Origin of the sequence: Streptomyces sp. NPDC001717, assembly GCF_042892775.1 — a bacterium.
Classification (GTDB): domain Bacteria; phylum Actinomycetota; class Actinomycetes; order Streptomycetales; family Streptomycetaceae; genus Streptomyces.
On record NZ_JBIAUK010000020.1, the window covers coordinates 110,772 to 130,565 of the forward strand.

1 protein-coding gene is annotated in these 19,794 nt (G+C 71.7%); it reads right to left on the reverse strand.

All coding sequences use genetic code 11. The annotated features are described in order from the left end of the window. Window positions 1–152 precede the first annotated feature (152 nt). Entirely contained in the window at window positions 153–19,793 is a 19,641-nt protein-coding gene (locus ACFYZL_RS27280) for a non-ribosomal peptide synthase/polyketide synthase (protein ID WP_388682575.1), read from the reverse strand. Between the last annotated feature and the right edge of the window lies 1 nt (window position 19,794).

Below are 19,794 nucleotides of genomic sequence, written 5' to 3' on the forward strand. Positions count from 1 at the left end.
GCTCGTGCTGTTCGGGCGACCGCGGCCAGAGGCACCTTGCATGTCAATCTCCGTCTCTTGTGGAGGTTCCCGGCGGCTGCGTCCGCGACCGGGCGCGGACGGAACCGGGACTCTTGATCGAACGCTACGGATCAGAGGGTTTCGGGGAGGTATCACCAACGCCGGTCCGCGAGCTTCCGCGTCAGCACGCGGGCGATCTCGGCGAGCGGCTCCCCCTTGATCATCCGGCGGTGGTCGGACTCCAGCGAACGGGTCTCGACCGTGCCCCGCACGTAGGGCCGCCAGGCCTCCGGAGCGGCCTCCGCGGGCAGGAGTTCCGGGCGTCCCAGCGCCGCCACGAAGAGCAGGACGTCCCCGTCGAACACTCCGGGGGTGTAGCCGCGCAGGAGCCGCAGGTTGTTCTCCTCGACCCGGTGGACGGCCGACGTCATCGCGTCGCGCCGGGTCTCGTCGACCCGGTCCGCCGGGGCTTCGGGGGCGTCCCCCACGACATCGCCGTCGAGGAGCAGCACGGGCCGGTCGCCCGGCCGCAACTCCCCGAACGCGGCGAACTCCGCGGCGCCGGCCGCGTCCTCCTGCGCCATCCGGCGGTTCGGGTAGCCGTCCAGGACGGCCAGCAGGCCGACGGTTTCGCCTTCCTGCCGCAGGTGCGTGGCGACGGCGTGGGCGACGACTCCGCCGAAGGACCAGCCGAGCAGGTGGTACGGCCCGCTCGGCTGCACGGAGCGGATCCGGGCGGCGTAGTCCGCCGCCATCTCCTCGACGCTCGCCGGGAACGAGCCCGATCCGTCCAGACCGCGCGCCTGTACCCCGTAGACCGGGTACTCGTCCGGCAGATGGTTCACGAGGGCCGCGTAGTGCCAGGCGAGCCCCCCGCCGGAGTGCAGGCAGAACAGCGGTGGCCGGTCCCCGCCCGTCCGCAGCGGCAGCATCACCTCGTAGTCGCCCGCGGCCTCACGGTCCTTGTCGAGGGCGGCGGCCAACGCGGCGACCGTCGGTCCGGCGAACAGGTCCCGAACGTTGACCTCCGTGTCGAGCACGGTCCGGATCCGCTCGATCAGGCGCATCGCCAGCAGCGAATCGCCGCCCCGCTCGAAGAACGAGTCCTCGGCGCCGACCTGCTCCACGCCCAGGATCTCGGCGAACAGCTCGCACAGGACCCCTTCCACCCGCGTCCTGGGCTCCCGGCCCGCTCCCGGACCGGTCGGGTCCGGGGCGGGCAGCGCCGCCCGGTCCAGCTTCCCGTTGACCGTGACGGGCAGGGACTCCAGCGTCACCCAGGCGGCCGGCACCATGTAGTCCGGCAGCGCTCCCGCCGCATACTCGCGCAGCGCGTCGCCGTCGACGCCCGGTCCGTCGGGGACGACGTAGGCGACCAGGCGTTTCACGCCCGCACGGTCCTCGCGCACCGTCACGGCGACCTGGCGGACGCCCTCGTGCCGGGCCAGGACGGCCTCCACCTCGCCCGGCTCGATCCGGAAGCCCCGGATCTTCACCTGGTCGTCGGCCCGCCCCGCGAACTCGAGGGCTCCCTCCGGGGACCAGCGGGCGAGGTCGCCCGTCCGGTACATCCGCTCGGGGCCCTCGGTGAACGGGCAGGCGACGAACCGCTCGGCGGTCAGGCCGGCGCGTCCCGCGTAGCTCCGGGCGAGCCCCGCGCCCGCCACGTACAGCTCTCCGGTCACGCCGGGCGGCAGCGGGTGCAGGAACTCGTCGAGCACGAAGGTCCGGCTGTTGTCCATCGGACGGCCGATGGGCACCGTCGCCGGGACCGTGTCGGCGGCGGTGTACGGGATCTGGGTGGTGAACGCCGTCATTTCGGTCGGCCCGTACGTCGTGCGCACCACCAGCCCGGGATGGGCCTCCAGCAGGGTGCGTATCGCCGCGGCGGACACCACGTCGCCGCCCGTCGAGACCTCACGGACCCCGGCGAAGATCTGCGGGGACTCCTCTGCCAGGAGGCTGAAGAGCCCCGCGGTGGCATGCACGTTCGTGACCCGGTGCTCGGCGATGAGCCGGCCGCGCTCGCTCGCGCCGATGTCACCCGGCGGCATGACGACGAGGCTGCCACCGTGCGCGAGCGTCACCCAGATCTCGTACGTCGAGGCGTCGAACGCGTGGTTGGCCTGCACCAGGACCCGCTCGACGACCTCCTCGCTCCAGCTCCGGTCCTCGGCGAAGCTCACGACGTTCCGGTGCGTGACCTCGACCCCCTTGGGAGTACCGGTCGACCCGGAGGTGTACATCACGTACGCCAGGTGATCGGGGCGCAGGGCCGCCGACCGGTCGGCGTCGCGGGGCGCGGTCGGCGGGCAGCTCGCCATCCCGACGACGGCCTCCTCCCACACGGCGACCTCGAACCCGTCGCGCGGAACGCCGCGGCTCCCCCTGGTGCACAGCACGAGGGCCGGGTCCACGTCGGAGAGCATGAACGCGATGCGCTCGGCCGGATAGCCGGGGTCGACCGGCACGTAGGCCGCGCCCGCCTTCACGACGCCCAGCAGCACCACCAGCAGGTCGGCGGAGCGTTCCATCACCACGGCGACCCGGTCCTCCGGGCCGATGCCGCGGCCCATCAGCCAGTGCGCGACGCGGTTGGCCAGCGCGTCCACCTCCGCGTACGTCAGGGTGACGTCCGGGGCGGCGATGGCGATCGCGCCGGGGGTCCGTTCGGCCTGACGCTCGAACAGCTCGGGCAGGGTGGTTCCGGCGACCGGGCGTGCGGTGTCGTTCCACTCGCGCAGGACCGTGCGCCGCTCGTCGGGTTCGATGACGTCGAGCTGCCCGACCCGGGCCCGCGGATCGGCCGCGACCTGTTCCAGTACCTTGACGAGCCGGTCGGCCAGGGCCCGGGCGGTGCTCTCGTCGAAGAGGTCGGTGGCGTACTGGAGGGTGCCGCCGATGCCGTCCGGCGTACCGCTCCCGTCGCGGAACTCCCCGAGCGCGACCGACAGGTCGAAGCGTGCCGTCTCGGCGACTTCCGGGTTCAGCTGCTCCACCCGGAGGCCGGGCAGTTCCCACGTGTCCTCGGCGGGGCCGCCGGAGTGCACCGCCAGCATGACCTGGAAGAGCGGCTGCCGGGCGAGCGAGCGCACGTGGTCGAGGTCGTCGACGAGCCGCTCGAAGGGCAGGTCCTGGTGGGCGTAGGCCGCCAGGTCCGTGTCACGGACCCGTGCGAGCAGTTCCTCGAACGTGGGATCGCCGCTGACGTCGGTGCGCAGCACCAGGGTGTTGACGAAGAACCCCGCGAGGTCCTCCAGGGCGCTGTCGGGGCGGCCGGCCACGGCGGTGCCGATGGGGATGTCGGTGCCCGCGCCGAGCCGCGCCAGCAGCATGCCCAGCGCCGCCTGCACCACCATGAACAGGGTCGCCGACCGGCGGCGCGCCAGGGCGTCCAGGGCGGCGTGCGCCTCCGCGCCGAGCCGGAGGGGGACGGAGCCGCCCTCGAAGGAGGAGATCGCGGGCCGGGTCCGGTCCGCGGGGAGCGTCAGCTCCGCGGGGAGACCGGCCAGGGCTTGGCGCCAGTAGCCGAGCTGGGCGCTGATCAGGCTGTCCGGGTCGTCGAGTTCACCGAGGACCTCGCGCTGCCAGAGCGCGTAGTCGGCGTACTGGACCGGCAGGGGCGACCAGCCCGGCTCCGCGCCGCCGTGCCGGGCCCGGTACGCCGTCTGGATGTCCCGGGCGAGGACGCCCATCGACCAGCCGTCCACCGCGATGTGGTGGGCGGCGGTCACCAGCACGTGCTCCGTGGGGGAAACCGTCAGCAGTTGCGTCCGCCAGGGCACCTCGCGGGCCAGGTCGAATCCCGTACCCGCCACCTCGGCCATGATCTCGTGCAGATCGGCCCGGGAAACACGGCGGACGACCAGGGCCGGGCGGTCCGCGAGGACCTCCTGGCGGGGGCTGCCGTCCGTCGAGGGGAACACGGTGCGGAGCGTCTCGTGCCGGTCGGCGACATCGTGCAGGGCCGCCTCCAGGGCCGGGATGTCCAGCTCACCGGTGAGTCCGAGCGCGAGCGGCACGTTGTAACCGGCGCCGGCGCCCGCCTGCTCCATCCGGCTGAGGAACCACATCCGCTGCTGTCCGAACGAAAGGGGCAGCACCTCGGGACGTTCCCGAACGGCTATGCCGGCCCGCGCGGCGCCCTCGTCGGCTTCCACCAGTCGGGCCATCGCCGCGACGGTCGGCCCGGCGAACACCTCCCGGATGGTGATCTCCGCGCCGAGGGTGGAGCGGATCCTGGCGATCAGGCGCATGGCGAGCAGCGAGTCACCGCCGAGTTCGAAGAACGAGCCGTCGACACTCACCTGCTCCAGTCCCAGCACCTCGGCGAACAGCCCGCACAACGCCTCCTCCGCGGCGGTGGCCGGTGCCCGGCCCTCCGCGTCGGCGAGGTCGGGGGCGGGCAGTGCGGCACGGTCGAGCTTGCCGTTCACCGTGACCGGGAGGGACGCGAGCCTGACGACGGCGGAGGGGACCATGTAGTCCGGCAGTGCCCGGGCGGCGAACTCCAGGAGATCGGCGCCCTCGGCGCCCTCGGCGCCCGCACCGGCGTCCACGCCAGCGTCCGCACCGGCTTCCGCACTGGTAGGGACCACGTAGGCGACGAGTCGTTTGGTGCCCGGCCGGTCCTCGCGGACGATCACCGCGACCTGCCCGACGCTCCCGTGGCCCACCAGGACCGACTCGATCTCCGCCGGCTCGATCCGGAATCCACGGATCTTCACCTGGTCGTCCACGCGCCCCGCGAACGACAGCTGCCCGTCCCGCGACCAGCGGGCGAGGTCCCCCGTCCGGTACATCCGTTCCGCGACACCACCGAACGGGCAGGCCACGAACCGCTCCGCCGTCAGGGCGGCGCGGCCGTCATAGCCCCGCGCCAGCCCGGTCCCGGCCAGGTACAGCTCACCCGTCACACCCGGTGCGACCGGTCGCAGGAACTCGTCGAGTACGTAGGCCCGGCTGTTGTCCATCGGGGAGCCGATGGGCAGCACGGCGGGCACCTCGCCACCGTGCTCCACCACGAACGTCGTGGAGCACAGGGTGGTTTCCGTGGGCCCGTACAGATGCCGCACCCGCAACCCGGGCGATGCCGCCGAAACTCGCGCCACCGAACCCGCCGGCACCACGTCACCGCCGGTCAACACCTCGGCCACGCCCGCGAAGACCTCCGGGGACTCCTCCGCCAACACCCCGAAGAGACCCGCCGTGACGTGCACCACCGTCACACCGTGCGCCGCGACCAGACCTCGGAGCGCCGCACCGTCCACCACACCCGCCGGCGCCACGACCACCGCGGCACCACGGACCAACGGGACCCACACCTCGAACGTCGACGCGTCGAAGGCGTGCGGAGCGTGCAGCAGGACCCGGTCACCCGTGCCCACCGACCAACCCCGGTCCGACACCAGGCCCGTGACGCCACCGTGCGTGGCCACGATGCCCTTCGGCTCGCCCGTCGACCCCGACGTGAACATCACGTACACGGCCGAACCCGCCGACACCCCCACCACCGGGACCCGCCCCCGGCCCGCGTACGAGGCGACTTCCGCCACCACCGCGGGGTCGTCCCAGACGATCCTTTCGACAGCCGGCCCGGACACCAGGCCCGCCGTCGCCGCCGTGCACAGCACCACGTCCGGCATCGCACCCGACAGGATCCGGCCCACCCGTTCGGCCGGATACGACGGGTCCACCGGCACGTAGGCCGCACCGGCCTTCACGACGCCCAGCAACACCACGACCAACTCGGGGGACCTGTCCATCACCACACCGACACGGCGCTCCGGCCCCACACCCCGATCAGCGAGCCACCCCGCCACACGGTCCGCACGCTCGTCCAACTCCGCGTACGTCAACCGCACATCGGCAGCGGCGCCGGCACCGATCAGTGCCATCGCATCCGGGGTCCGGGCCGCCTGCTCCTCGAAGAGGGTCGCCAACGACGCCTCCGGCACCGGCCACGCGGTGTCGTTCCACCCCGCCACCACCGCATGCTCTTCCACCGCGTCGAGCACATCCAGCCCGCTCACCCGCAACGACGGATCAGCGGCCACCTGCTCCAGCACCCGCACCAGACGACCGGCCAGCGCCTGTGCCGACACCCCGTCGAACAGGTCCGACGCGTACTGCAGATCACCCACCATCCCCGCCGGAACGCCCTGTTCGTCACGACGTTCGGCCAGTGTGAACGAGAGGTCGAACCGCGCGGCGGCGGTGTCGTCCGCCGGCATCGGCCGGACGTCGAGCCCCGGGAGCTCCCAGGCGGAGCCGCCCTGAGGGAGGTTCTGGAGGACCAGCATGATCTGGAACAGCGGGTGCCGGGACAGCGAACGGGCCGGGTTCAGCTCGTCCACCAGCCGCTCGAACGGCACGTCCTGATGGGCGTACGCCGACAGGTCGGCCTCCCGCACCCGGTCCAAGAGCTCGGTGAAGGTGGGGTCTCCGCTCACATCGGTGCGCAGCACCAGGCTGTTCACGAAGAACCCGGCGAGGTCGTCGAGGGAGCTGTCGCCGCGGCCGGCGACCGCGGTGCCGATGGGGATGTCCGTGCCGGCGCCGAGCCGGGTGAGCAGCATCGCCAGCGCCGCCTGGACCACCATGAACACCGTCGCCGAGCTCCGCTGGGCGGCTTCGATCAGCCCCGAGTGGGCCTCCGTCCCGATCTCCAGCCGGACGGAGCCGCCCCGGTAGGACGAGACCGCGGGCCGCGTCCGGTCCACCGGCAGGGGCAGTTCCTCGGGCAGGTCCGCCAGTGCCCGGCGCCAGTGCGCGATCTGGGAGCTGATGAGGCTGTCCGGGTCGTCGAGTTCGCCGAGGACCTCGCGCTGCCAGAGCGCGTAGTCGGCGTACTGGACCGGCAGCGGCGACCAGCCGATCTCCGTACCGTGCAGACGCGCCTCGAAAGCCGTCCGCAGGTCCCCCGCAAGCACACCCATCGACCAGCCGTCCACCGCGATGTGATGCGCCACCAGCACCAGCACCGACTCGCTCTCCGACAGGACCAACAACTCGGTCCGCCACGGCTGTTCGCGCGTCAGGTCGAAGCCCCGCCGCGCCACCTCGGCCAGGATCTCGGGGAGGTCGTCGTGCGCGACCCGGCGGACCCGCAGGGCGGTGCGGCCCGCGGCGCCGTCGAGGACCTCCTGCCGGGGTACGCCCTCGGTCTCCGGGAACCTCGTACGGAGCGTCTCGTGCCGGTCCGCCACATCGTGGAGTGCCGCTTCGAGCGCCTCGACGTTCAGTTCGCCGGACAGGCGCAGCGCCAGCGGCACGTTGTACCCGGCCCCCGCCCCGGCCTCCTCCAGCCGGTTGAGGAACCACATGCGCTGCTGGCCGAACGACAGCGGCACCACCTCGGGGCGCTCCCGCACGACCACGCCGGCCCGGACGTCCCCCCGGCCGCCGTCGACCAGCCGGGCCAGTCCGGCGACGGTCGGCGCCGCGAACAGTTCCCGGATGTTGATCTCGACGTCGAGGACCGAGCGGGCCTTGGCGATCAGGCGCATGGCGAGCAGCGAGTCACCGCCGAGTTCGAAGAACGAGCCGTCGGCACTCACCTGCTCCAGGCCGAGCACCTCGGCGAACAGCCCGCACAACGCCTCCTCCGCGGGGGTGGCCGGCGCCCGGCCCTCCCCGTCGGCGAAGTCGGGGGCGGGCAGCAGGGCCCGGTCCAGCTTCCCGTTGACGGTCGTGGGCAGGGAGCCGAGTGCGACGACGGCGGCCGGGACCATGTGGTCCGGGAGCACATCCGCCGCGTACTGCCGCAGCACGTCGCCGGCGACTTCCTCTCCGGCCGTGACGACGTAGGCGACCAGCCTCCTGATGCCCGGCTGGTCCTCGCGCACGATCACCGCGACCTGACCGACGCTCTCGTGCGCGGCCAGCACCGCCTCGATCTCACCCGGCTCGATCCTGAAGCCGCGGATCTTCACCTGATCGTCCGCCCGACCGGCGAAGAGGAGTTGCCCGTCCGCCGTCCAGCGCGCCAGGTCACCGGTCCGGTACATCCGCTCCGCCGAACCACCGAACGGGCAGGCCACGAACCGCTCCGCCGTCAGAGCCGCCCGACCCGCGTAACCGCGGGCCAGCCCGTCGCCGGCGACGTACAGCTCCCCGACGACGCCGGGCGGCAGCGGACGCAGGAACTCGTCCAGCACGAACACCCGGGTGTTCCACACGGGGCCGCCGATCGGCACGCTCGACCGGCCCGACTCGGCCGACTCGGCCGTCAGCGCGTCCGTCATGGTCGCGCAGACCGTCGTCTCGGTCGGCCCGTAGGCGTTGATCAGGTTCAACCGCTGCGACCATGCGGTGACGAGGGACGGCGGGCAGACCTCGCCCGCGACGACGACCGTCCCCACGGACTCGGGAAGCTCCGTGGCCGCGGCCAGCACCGAAGGCGGCAAGGTCACGTGCGTGATCCCGTAGTCGCCGAGGAGGTCTTCGAGCGGCCCGTACGGCGGCATCCGGTCGGCCGGGGCCGTGACGAGGGCCGCCCCGGACGTCAACGCCATGACCAGTTCCCATACCGAGGCGTCGAACCCGAGCGCCGCGAACTGCAGCACCCGCGACCCCGGCCCCACATCGAACCGTTCGATCTGGCAGCCGGCCAGGCCGGCGAGGCCCTTGTGAGTGACGACCACGCCCTTGGGGGTACCGGTCGAGCCGGATGTGTAGATCACGTAGGCCGGATGCTCGGGACGCAGCGACGTGAGCGGTGCGTGCGCCGGACGGTCCGCGATCTCGGCCTCCGTGGCGGGGTCGTCCCACACCACCCGCTCGACGTCCTCGGCGAGCAGGCCCTCGGTGCCGCTCGTGCACAGCACCAGGGACGGCGAAGCGTCGGCGAGCACGAACCCGATCCGCTCGGAGGGATAGTTCGGGTCCACCGGGACGAAGGCCGCGCCGGCCTTCGACACGGCGAGCTGGACCACGACCAGGTCGGCCGAGCGCTCCATCAGGACGCCGACCCGGTCCTCCGGGCCGACCCCCCGGCCGATCAGCCAGTGCGCGACGCGGTTGGCGCGGCGCTCCAGCTCCGCATACGCGAAGGACCGTTCGCCGATCACCGCCGGCGCGTCGGGGGTCCGCGCCACCTGCGCCTGGAACAGCTCCGGGAGAGTGGCGGCCGGAACCGGCCGGACGGAATCGTTCCATTCCCGCAGAACCGCCTGCCGTTCGGTCCCGTCGAGCACCTCGACCTGACTGATCCGGACCTCCGGATCGGCCGCGATCTGCTCCAGGACCCTCGTGAGCCGGGCCGCCAGGGCCACGGCGGTCGACTCGTCGAACAGGTCCGTGGCGTACTGGAGACTGCCGAGGATCCCCTCGGGCGTTCCCTGTTCGTCGCGCAGTTCGGAGAGGTTGACGGACAGGTCGAACCTGGCCGCCACGTTCTCGTCGACAGGCATCGGTTCGATGCTCAGGCCCGGCACGTCCCACGGCGTTTCGCTGCGGGGCACGTTCTGCAGGATCAGCATGATCTGGAACAGCGGGTGTCGGGACAGCGAACGGGCCGGGTTCAGCTCGTCCACCAGCCGCTCGAACGGCACGTCCTGATGGGCGTACGCCGACAGGTCCGTGTCCCGGACCCGGGCCAGCAACTCGCCGAAGGTCGGGTCGCCGCCGACATCGGTGCGCAGCACGAGGGTGTTGACGAAGAACCCGGCCAGATCGTCGAGCGCACTGTCGCCGCGGCCCGCGACCACGGTGCCCAGCGGAACGTCGGTGCCCGCCCCGAGTCGACTCAGCAGCACGGCCAGCGCCGCCTGGACCACCATGAACATCGTCGCCGAATTCCGTTCGGCGACCTCCGCGAGCCCGGCATGCGCGGCGGCGTCCACCTGGACCCGGACCGACCGGCCCCGGAAGGAGGACGTCGCGGGACGCGCCCGGTCCACCGGGAGCGGAGTTTCTTCCGGCAGCCCCGCCAGAGCCTGCCGCCAGTAGCCGAGCTGGGCGCTGATCAGGCTCTCGGGGTCACGCGGGTCGCCCAGGACCTCGTGCTGCCAGAGCGCGTAGTCGGCGTACTGCACCGGCAGCGGCTTCCAGAGCGGGGCCGCTCCGGCGTGGCGGGCCTTGTAGGCGTCCCAGAGGTCACGGGCGAGGACGCCCATCGACCAGCCGTCGACGGCGATGTGATGTCCCGCGAGTACGAGAACGTGTTCGGTGGCGGAGAGCGCCAGCAGTTCGACACGCCACGGAAGATCGGCGGACAGGTCGAACCTGCGGTTGCCGGCGGCGGCCACCAGGTGGGGCAGCTCGGCGCGGGTCGCCTCGCGGACGTTCAGGGACGGGCGGGACTCGGGGCCGTGCAGCACGTGCTGCCGGGGAACACCCTCGGTCTCCGTGAAGACCGTACGGAGCGTCTCGTGCCGGTCGGCCACGTCGTGGACGGCCGCCTCGAAGGCGGGCACGTCGAGCTCACCGGTCAGGCCGACGGACAGGGACACGTTGTAGGCGGCGCCCGCCCCGGCTTCCTCCAGCCGGTTGAGGAACCACATCCGCTGCTGGCCGAAGGACAGCGGCAGCACTTCGGGGCGTTCCCGTACGACGACGCCGGTCCGGACGAGGCCGTCCTGGGCGCTCTCCACCAGCCGGGCGATCGCGGCGACCGTCGGCGCGCCGAACAGCTCCCGAATGTTGACCTCGGCGCTCAACTCGGATCGGATCTTGGCGATGACACGCATCGCGAGCAGCGAGTCGCCGCCGAGGGCGAAGAACGAGTCCTCGGCGCCGACCCGCTCCAGGCCCAGGACGTCGGCGAAGAGCGCGCACAGCGCCGCCTCGGCGGGGGTCGCCGGAGCCCGTCCTTCGCCACCGAACTCGGGGGCGGGAAGGGCGCCGCGGTCCAACTTGCCGTTCACCGTGACGGGCAAGGTGTCCAGCTGCACGATCGCGGCCGGGACCATGTAGTCCGGCAACTTGCCCGCGACATGGCCCCCGAGCAGTACGACGTCGACGTCAGCATCCACGTCGGCCGGGACTACGTACGCGACCAGGCGCTTCACGCCCCGCTGGTCCTCCCGCACGATCACCGCGACCTGACCGACGCTCTCGTGCGCGGCCAGCACCGCCTCGACCTCGGCCGGCTCGATCCGGAAACCACGGATCTTCACCTGATCGTCCACACGACCTTCGAAAAGCAACTGCCCCTCGGAGGACCACCGGGCCAGGTCACCCGTCCGGTACATCCGGCCACCGCCATACGGGCACGCCACAAAACGTTCTGCCGTGAGGGCGGCCCGACCGTCATAACCCCGCGCCAGACCGGAGCCGGCCACATACAGCTCGCCGGTCACGCCCGGCGGTACCGGGCGCAGGAACTCGTCGAGTACGTAGGTGCGTGCGTTGTCCATCGGGCGGCCGATCGGCACGCTCGCCGGAACCACGTCGCCTGTGACGTAGGGGATCTGGGTGGTGAACGCCGTCGTCTCCGTCGGCCCGTACGTCGACCGAACCGTCAACCCCGGATACGCGGCCAGCAACGCCCTGATCGCCGACGCCGATACGACGTCACCGCCGGTCGACACCTCGCGCACACCCGCGAAGATCTCCGGCGACTCCTCCGCCAACACCCGGAACAAACCGGCCGTCGCGTGCACGTTCGTCACACCGTGCTCGGCGATCAACCGGCCCCGCGCGACCGCATCTTTCTCACCCGCAGGCAGCAACACCAGTCGGCCACCACGCGTCAGGGGCACCCAGATCTCGTACGTCGACGCATCGAAGGCGTGGTTCGCCTGCACCAAAACCCGCTCGACCACGCCATCACGCCAACTCCGGTCCGCGACAAAACTCGCCACGTTCCCGTGCGTCACCGCCACACCCTTCGGCCGGCCGGTCGACCCCGACGTGTACATCACATACGCGAGGCTCTCCGGCGACAGCCTCACGGCCGGCGCAGCCACATCGCAGGGTGCCTCGAACAACTCCTCGACCGACGTCGTCGCGAGCCCGTCCACCTCACGATCGGCCACCACCAACGCAACCCCGGCCTCGGCCACCACCGCACGCAACCGCTCCACCGGATGATCACCATCCAACGGCACATACGCCGCGCCCGCCTTCACCACACCCAACAGCACAGCGACAAGCTCAACCGACCGGTCCATCACCACACCGACCCGGCACTCCCGACCGATCCCACGACCAGCCAGCCGGCGCGCAACCCGCTCCGCACGCGCATCCAACTCCGCATACGTCAGCGTGGCATCCCCCGACACCACCGCCACCGCATCCGGAGTCCGCACCACCTGCGCACCGAACAACTCCGGAAGACTTCCCGCCTGGACCGGCCGAGCCGTGTCGTTCCAACCGGCGACGACCGACTCCTCCTCAGCCGCGTCGAGCACATCGAGCCGGCTGATCCGCACCTGCGGGTCGGCAGCCACCTGCTCCAGTACTCGCCGAAGTCGGTCGGCGAGCGCCTCGACGGTCTGCTGGTCGAAGAGGTCGGTGGCGTACTGGACGGTGCCGCGGAGCCCTGCGGGGACGCCCTGTTCGTCGCGAAGCTCGTTCATGCCGATGGAAAGGTCGAAGCGGCTCACGACCCGCTCGTCCGCCGGCATGGGGCGCACCCGCAGACCGGGCAGATCCCATGAATCGTCCGTCCGGGCGTCGTTCTGCACCGCCAGCATGATCTGGAACAGCGGGTGCCTGGACAACGAGCGGACGGGGTTGAGGTCGTCCACGAGACGCTCGAACGGCACGTCCTGGTGGGCGTACGCCGTCAGGTCAGTGTCCCGGACCCGGGCGAGCAGTTCCTCGAAGGTGGGGTCGCCGCCGGCGTCGGTGCGCAGCACGAGCGTGTTGAGGAAGAACCCGGCGAGGTCGTCGAGGGAGCTGTCGCCGCGGCCGGCGACCGCGGTGCCGATGGGGATGTCCGTGCCGGCGCCGAGCCGGGCCAGCAGCATCGCCAGCGCCGCCTGGAGCACCATGAACGTCGTGGCCGAGCCCTCCTGGGCGACTTCGACGAGTCCGGCGTGCGTGCTCGCGTCGACCTCGACTCTGACCTCCCCGCCGACGAACGAGGAGACCGCGGGCCTCGTGCGGTCCACGGGCAGGACCAGTTCTTCGGGCAGGTCCGCCAGTACCCGGCGCCAGTGGGCGATCTGGGCGCTGATGAGGCTGTCCGGGTCGTCGAGTTCGCCGAGGACCTCGCGCTGCCAGAGCGCGTAGTCGGCGTACTGGACCGGCAGCGGCGACCAGGCGATCTCCGTACCGTGCAGACGCGCCTCGAAGGCCGTCCGCAGGTCCCCCGCAAGCACACCCATCGACCAGCCGTCCACCGCGATGTGATGCGCCACCAGCACCAGCACCGACTTGCTCTCCGACAGGACCGACAACTCGGTCCGCCACGGCAGCTCCTGCGCCAGGTCGAACGCCCTGCGCGCCGTGTCGGCCACCACCGTCGGCAGTTCCGAAGGAGCGACCTGTCGGATGTGCAGGGCCGTCCGGCCTTCCGCGCCTTCCAGGACCTGCTGCCGGGGAACGCCCTCGGTCTCGGGGAACACGGTGCGGAGCGTCTCGTGCCGGTCGGCGACATCGTGCAGGGCCGCCGCCAGGGCCTCGATGTTCAGCTCGCCGGTCAGTCGGAGCGCGAGCGCCACGTTGTAGCCGGCCCCCGCCCCGGCCTCCTCCAGGCGGTTGAGGAACCACATCCGCTGCTGACCGAACGACAGCGGCAGCACCTCGGGACGTTCCCGTACGACCACACCGGCCCGGACCTGGGCTCCCCGGTCGGCCTCCACGAGCCGGGCGATTCCCGCGACGGTCGGCGCACCGAAGAACTCGGAGATGGTGATCTCCGTGTCGAGGGTCTTGCGGATCCTGGCGATCAGGCGCATGGCGAGCAGCGAGTCACCGCCGAGTTCGAAGAACGAGCCGTCGACGCTCACCTGCTCCAGTCCCAGCAGCCGGCCGAACAGGCCGCACAACGCCTCCTCCAACCGCGTCTCCGGTCCCCGCCCCACCGGGACCGTCTCGATCTCCCCCGGCTCGTTCCCCGCCGGCTTGATCCGGGAGGCACGGATCTTCACCTGGTCGTCCACGCGGCCGACGAACGACAGCTGCCCGTCCCGCGACCAGCGGGCGAGGTCCCCCGTCCGGTACATCCGTTCCGCGACACCACCGAACGGGCAGGCCACGAACCGCTCCGCCGTCAGCCCCGCCCGACCGTCGTAGCCACGAGCCAGCCCCGGCCCCGCGACGTACAGCTCACCCGTCACACCCGGGGCCACCGGCCGAAGGAACTCATCCAGGACGTAGGCCCGACTGTTGTCCGTCGGCACACCGATCGGCAGGACGGAGGGCACCTCAGCGCCCGGCTCCACCGCGAACGTCGTCGCGTGCGAAACGGTTTCCGTGGGCCCGTACAGATGCCGCACCCGCAACCCGGGCGATGCCGCCGAAACTCGCGCCACCGAACCCGCCGGCACCACGTGACCGCCGGTGAACACCTCGGCCACGCCCGCGAAGACCTCCGGGGACTCCTCCGCCCACACCCCGAAGAGATCCGCCGTGACGTGCACCACCGTCACACCGTGCGCCGCGACCAGACCTCGGAGCGCCGCACCGTCCACCACACCCGCCGGCGCCACGACCACCGCGGCACCACGGACCAACGGCACCCACACCTCGAACATCGACGCGTCCGAGGAGTGCGGGGCGTGCATCAGAACGCGGTCACCCGCGCCCACCGACCAGGCCCGGTCGAGCAGCGCAGCCGTGACACCACCGTGCGTGGCCACGATGCCCTTCGGCTCACCCGTCGACCCCGACGCGAACGTCACGTACACGGCCGAACCGGCCGACACCTCCGCCTTCGGAGCGGGACCCGAACACGAGGCGACTTCCGCCACCACTGCGGGGTCGTCCCAGACGACCCGCTCGACACCCGTCCCGGACACCGGATCCGCCGTCTCGCGCGTGCGGAGCACCAGCCCGGGGGCCGCAGCCGTCAGGATCCGATCGACCCGCTCGGCCGGATACGACGGGTCCACCGGCACGTACGCCGCGCCCGCCTTCACGACGCCCAGCAGCAGCGCGATCAGCTCCACGGACCGGTCCATCACCACGGCGACCCGGCTCTCCGGGCCCACGCCCCGGCCGGCCAGCCACCTCGCCACGCGGTTGGCCCGCTCGTCCAGCTCGGCATAGGTCAGCGAGACGCCCTCACCCATCACCGCCACGGCGTCGGGGGTCCGTGCCACCTGCTGCTCGAAGAGCGCCGCCAACGACACCTTCGGCACCGGCCACGCGGTGTCGTTCCACCCCTCGACGACCGCGTGCTCCTCCATGGCGTCGAGGACGTCGAGCCGGCTGATCCTCAGCGACGGATCGGCCGCCACCTGTTCCAGTACCCGTGCCAGCCGGTCGGCCAGCGCCTCGGCGGTGTCCCTGTCGAACAGGTCGGTGGCGTACTGGAGGTCGCCGATGATCCCGGCGGGGGCGCCCTGCTCGTCACGTCGTTCGGCCAGGTTGACGGACAGGTCGACGCGCGCCGCTACGGTGTCACCGCCGGGCATCGGCTCGATCCGGAGGCCGGGCATCTCCCACGGTCGCTGCGTCTCGGGCAGGTTCTGCAGGACCAGCATGATCTGGAACAGCGGGTTCCGGGACAGCGAACGGGCCGGGTTCAGGTCGTCCACGAGGCGCTCGAACGGCAGGTCCTGGTGGGTGTAGGCGGCCAGGTCGGTCTCCCGTACCCGGGCCAGCAGTTCGGCGAAGGTGGGATCGCCGCTCGCGTCCGTGCGCAGCACGAGGGTGTTGACGAAGAACCCGGCGAGGTCCTCCAGCGCGCTGTCCCCTCGGCCGGCGACGGTCGTGCCGATGGGGATGTCCGTGCCGGCCCCGAGCCGGGTGAGCAGCATCGCGAGCGCCGCCTGGACCACCATGAACATGGTCGCCGAACCCTGCTGGGCCAGTTTCACCAGCTCGGCGTGCGTGTGCGCGTCGAAGCGCAGGGGAAGCGACCCGCCCTGGAACGCGGACTTCGCGGGCCGCGGTCGGTCCACGGGGAGCGCCAATTCCTCGGGCAGCTCGGCCAGGGCCTCCCGCCAGTAGCCGAGCTGGGCGCTGATCAGGCTGTCCGGGTCGTCGAGTTCGCCGAGGACCTCGCGCTGCCAGAGCGCGTAGTCGGCGTACTGGACCGGCAGCGGCGACCAGCCCGGTGCCGATCCGCTGCGCCGGGCCGCGTACGCGGTCTGGAGGTCCCGGGACAGGGCGCCCATCGACCAGCCGTCCACCGCGATGTGATGCGCCACCAGCACCAGTACCGACTCGGTCTCCGACAGGACCAGCAGCTCGGCCCGCCACGGCAGGTCCCGCGCCAGATCGAATCCGCGTGCGGTGCTCGCCTCCAGCACACCGGCCAGGTTCTCGGCGGCGACCTCGCGGATCCGGAGGGAGGGGTGTCCGGCGGGACCGTGCAGGATGTCCTGCCGGGGGACGCCCTCGGTCTCCGCGTAGACGGTACGCAGCGATTCGTGCCGGTCCGCCACGTCCGCGAGGGCCGCTTCGAGCGCGGTGACGTCCAGCGAGCCGGAGAGTCGCAGGGTGAGCGGCACGTTGTATCCGGCGCCCGCCCCCTGTTCCTCCAGCTGGTTGAGGAACCACATGCGCTGCTGGCCGAACGACAGCGGCAGCACCTCGGGCCTTTCGCGGGCGACGAGGCGGGTCCGCACGACGTTCTCGTTGCCGTCCACCAGCCGGGCCATCCCGGCCGCGGACATCGCGCCGAACAGATCACGGACGGTGACCTCGGCGTTCAGCACCGCGCGGATCCGGGCCACGAGCCGCATCGCGAGGAGGGAGTCGCCGCCGAGTTCGAAGAAGGAGTCCTCGGCCCCGACCCACTCCAGACCCAGCACCTCGCCGAACAGCCCGCAGAGCACCTCTTCGAGCGGTGTCGCGGAACCGCGACCTGCCCTGCCGGTGAAGTCCGGGGCGGGCAGGGCGGCCCGGTCCAGCTTTCCGTTGACGGTCACCGGGAGGGATCGCACGAGGACCACGGCGGCGGGGACCATGTAGTCCGGCAGGTTGTCCGCGACATGGTCGAGCAGCGTGTTCGGGTCCGCTCCCGTGGCTTCGCCGACCACGTAGGCGACGAGCCGCTTGACGCCCGGCTGGTCCTCGCGCACGATCACGGCGACCTGAGCGACGCTCTCGTGGGCGGCGAGTACCGCCTCGACCTCGGCCGGCTCGATCCGGAAGCCACGGATCTTCACCTGATCGTCGGCACGGCCGACGAAGACCAGTTGGCCGTCCGCCGTCCACCGCGCCAGGTCACCGGTCCGGTACATCCGCTCCGCCGAACCACCGAACGGGCAGGCCACGAACCGCTCCGCCGTCAGAGCCGCCCGACCGTCATAGCCCCGCGCCAGACCGGACCCCGCCACATACAACTCGCCGGTCACGCCCGGAGGCACCGGGCGCAGGAACTCGTCGAGTACGTAGGTGCGCGCGTTGTCCATCGGCCGGCCGATCGGCACGCTCGCCGGAACCACGTCGCCTGTGACGTAGGGGATCTGGGTGGTGAACGCGGTCGTCTCCGTCGGCCCGTACGTCGAGCGAACCGTCAACCCCGGATGCGCGGCCAGCAACGCCCGGATCGCCGACGCCGACACGACGTCACCACCGGTCGACACCTCACGCACGCCCGCGAAGATCTCCGGCGACTCCTCCGCCAGCACTCCGAAAAGACCGGCCGTGGCATGCACGTTCGTGACACCGTGCTCGGCGATCAACCGGCCGCGTTCGGCCGCGTCGACGTCGCCGGAACGCATGACGACCAGTCGGCCGCCCCGGGTGAGGGGCACCCAGATCTCGTACGTCGACGCGTCGAAGGCGTGGTTCGCCTGCACCAGGACCCGCTCGACCACGTCATCACGCCAACTCCGGTCCGCGACAAAACTCGCCACGTTCCCGTGCGTCACCGCCACACCCTTCGGCCGGCCGGTCGACCCAGACGTGTACATCACGTACGCGAGGCTCTCCGGCGCCACCCTCGCCGGCGCCGCGCCCTCCGCCGCCGAGACCTCCGCGGCCACCGCCGGATCGTCCCAGACCACCGCCCCGACGACCTTGTCCGCGTGCGCGGCCGTCGTCAGCACGAGAGTGGGCTCGGCATCACCCAGAATGAACCCCACGCGTTCTGCCGGATATCCCGGATCCACCGGCACGTACGCCGCGCCCGCCTTCACCACACCCAGCAGGACGGCGATCAGCTCGGGCGACCGGTCCATCACCACGCCGACCCGGCACTCCGGACCCACGCCCCGAGCCGCGAGCCAACGCGCCACACGATCCGCACGCGCGTCCAACTCGCCGTACGTCCACTCCACACCCGCACCGGCCACCGCCACCGCACCCGGGGTCCGAGCCACCTGCGCCGCGAACAACCCCGGGAGCGTACGTACGGGCAGCGGCTGAGCGGTGTCGTTCCACTCCTGGAGGACGGTACCGCGCTCGACCTCGTCCAGCAGGCCGAGCCGACCGACCGGCAGCGTGGGGTGGGCGGCGATCTGCTCCAGGAGGCGGATCAGCCGACCGGCCAGGGCCTGGATGGTGACCGGGTCGAAGAGATCGGACTGGTAGTCGAAGCCGAGCCTCAGCCGGTCGCCCGGGGCAACGCCCAGGATCAGCGGATAGTGGGCGGTGTCCGAGCTCGCGGCTCCGGTGATCCGCAGTCCGCCGGACGGTACGAGACCGCCTTCGGCGGGTACCGGATAGTTCTGGTAGACCACGAGGGAGTCGAAGGTCGCACCGGGGCCGGCGATCCGCTGGATCTCCGAAAGCCCCACGTGCTGGTGATCGAAGAGCTCGGCCTGCTGGACCTGGAGTTCGGTCAGCAGCTCCGCGACCGTGCGGTCCGGGTCGAGGCGTACCCGCACCGGCACCGTGTTGATGAACAGCCCCAGCATCTGCTCCACACCGGGCAGATCCGCCGGCCGACCCGCCACCACGGCACCGAAGACGACATCACTGCGGCCGGTCAACATCCCGACCAACACACCCCACACGCCCTGGATCACGGTGTTCAGCGTCAGACCGTGCGCACGGGCGACCTCACCCAACTCCGCCGTCAACCGCTCGTTGACCCAGGCCGTGGCGTGTTCGGGCAGCGCCGGATCGGCACCGGGGTCGGTCGGGCGGACGAGCGTCGGCTCGACCGTCCCGGCGAGCGCCTCGCGCCAGGCCTCCCGCGCCGCCTCCTTGTCCTGACGGCCCAACCACGCCAAGTACTCCCGGTACGGCGTGACCGGCGGAAGCACCGACACGTCACCACCGGCCGCGTACACCGTGGACAACTCACCGAACAGAACCGGCAGCGACCAACCGTCCATCAAAATGTGATGCATCGTCAACACGAGCTGGTAGCGGGACTCGTCCAGCCTCAACAGCAGCAACCGCAGCAGCGGCGGAACCGCCGGATCGAAGCGGCGCTCGTGCTCGGCCGCGATGAGCCTCGCGGCCTCCGTCTCCGCCTCCGCGGCGGGCAGTCCCGAGAGGTCGACCTCTCGCCAGGGCAGGGCCACCCCCTGGAGCACCACCTGCACGACCTGCTGCATTCCCGGGGGTTGCTGGAAACTGGCGCGCAGGCTGGCGTGCCGACCCAGCAGCGCCTCCCAGGACGCCCGCAGTACCTCCGTGTCCAGTGGAGCGGCGAGATCGGTGACGCGCTGCTCCACATAGACGTCGCGGGCCTGCTCGTCGTACTGGGCGTGGAACAGCAGTCCTTCCTGGAGCGGCGACAGCGGCCACACGTCTTCGATTCGCACCTGGGTCACT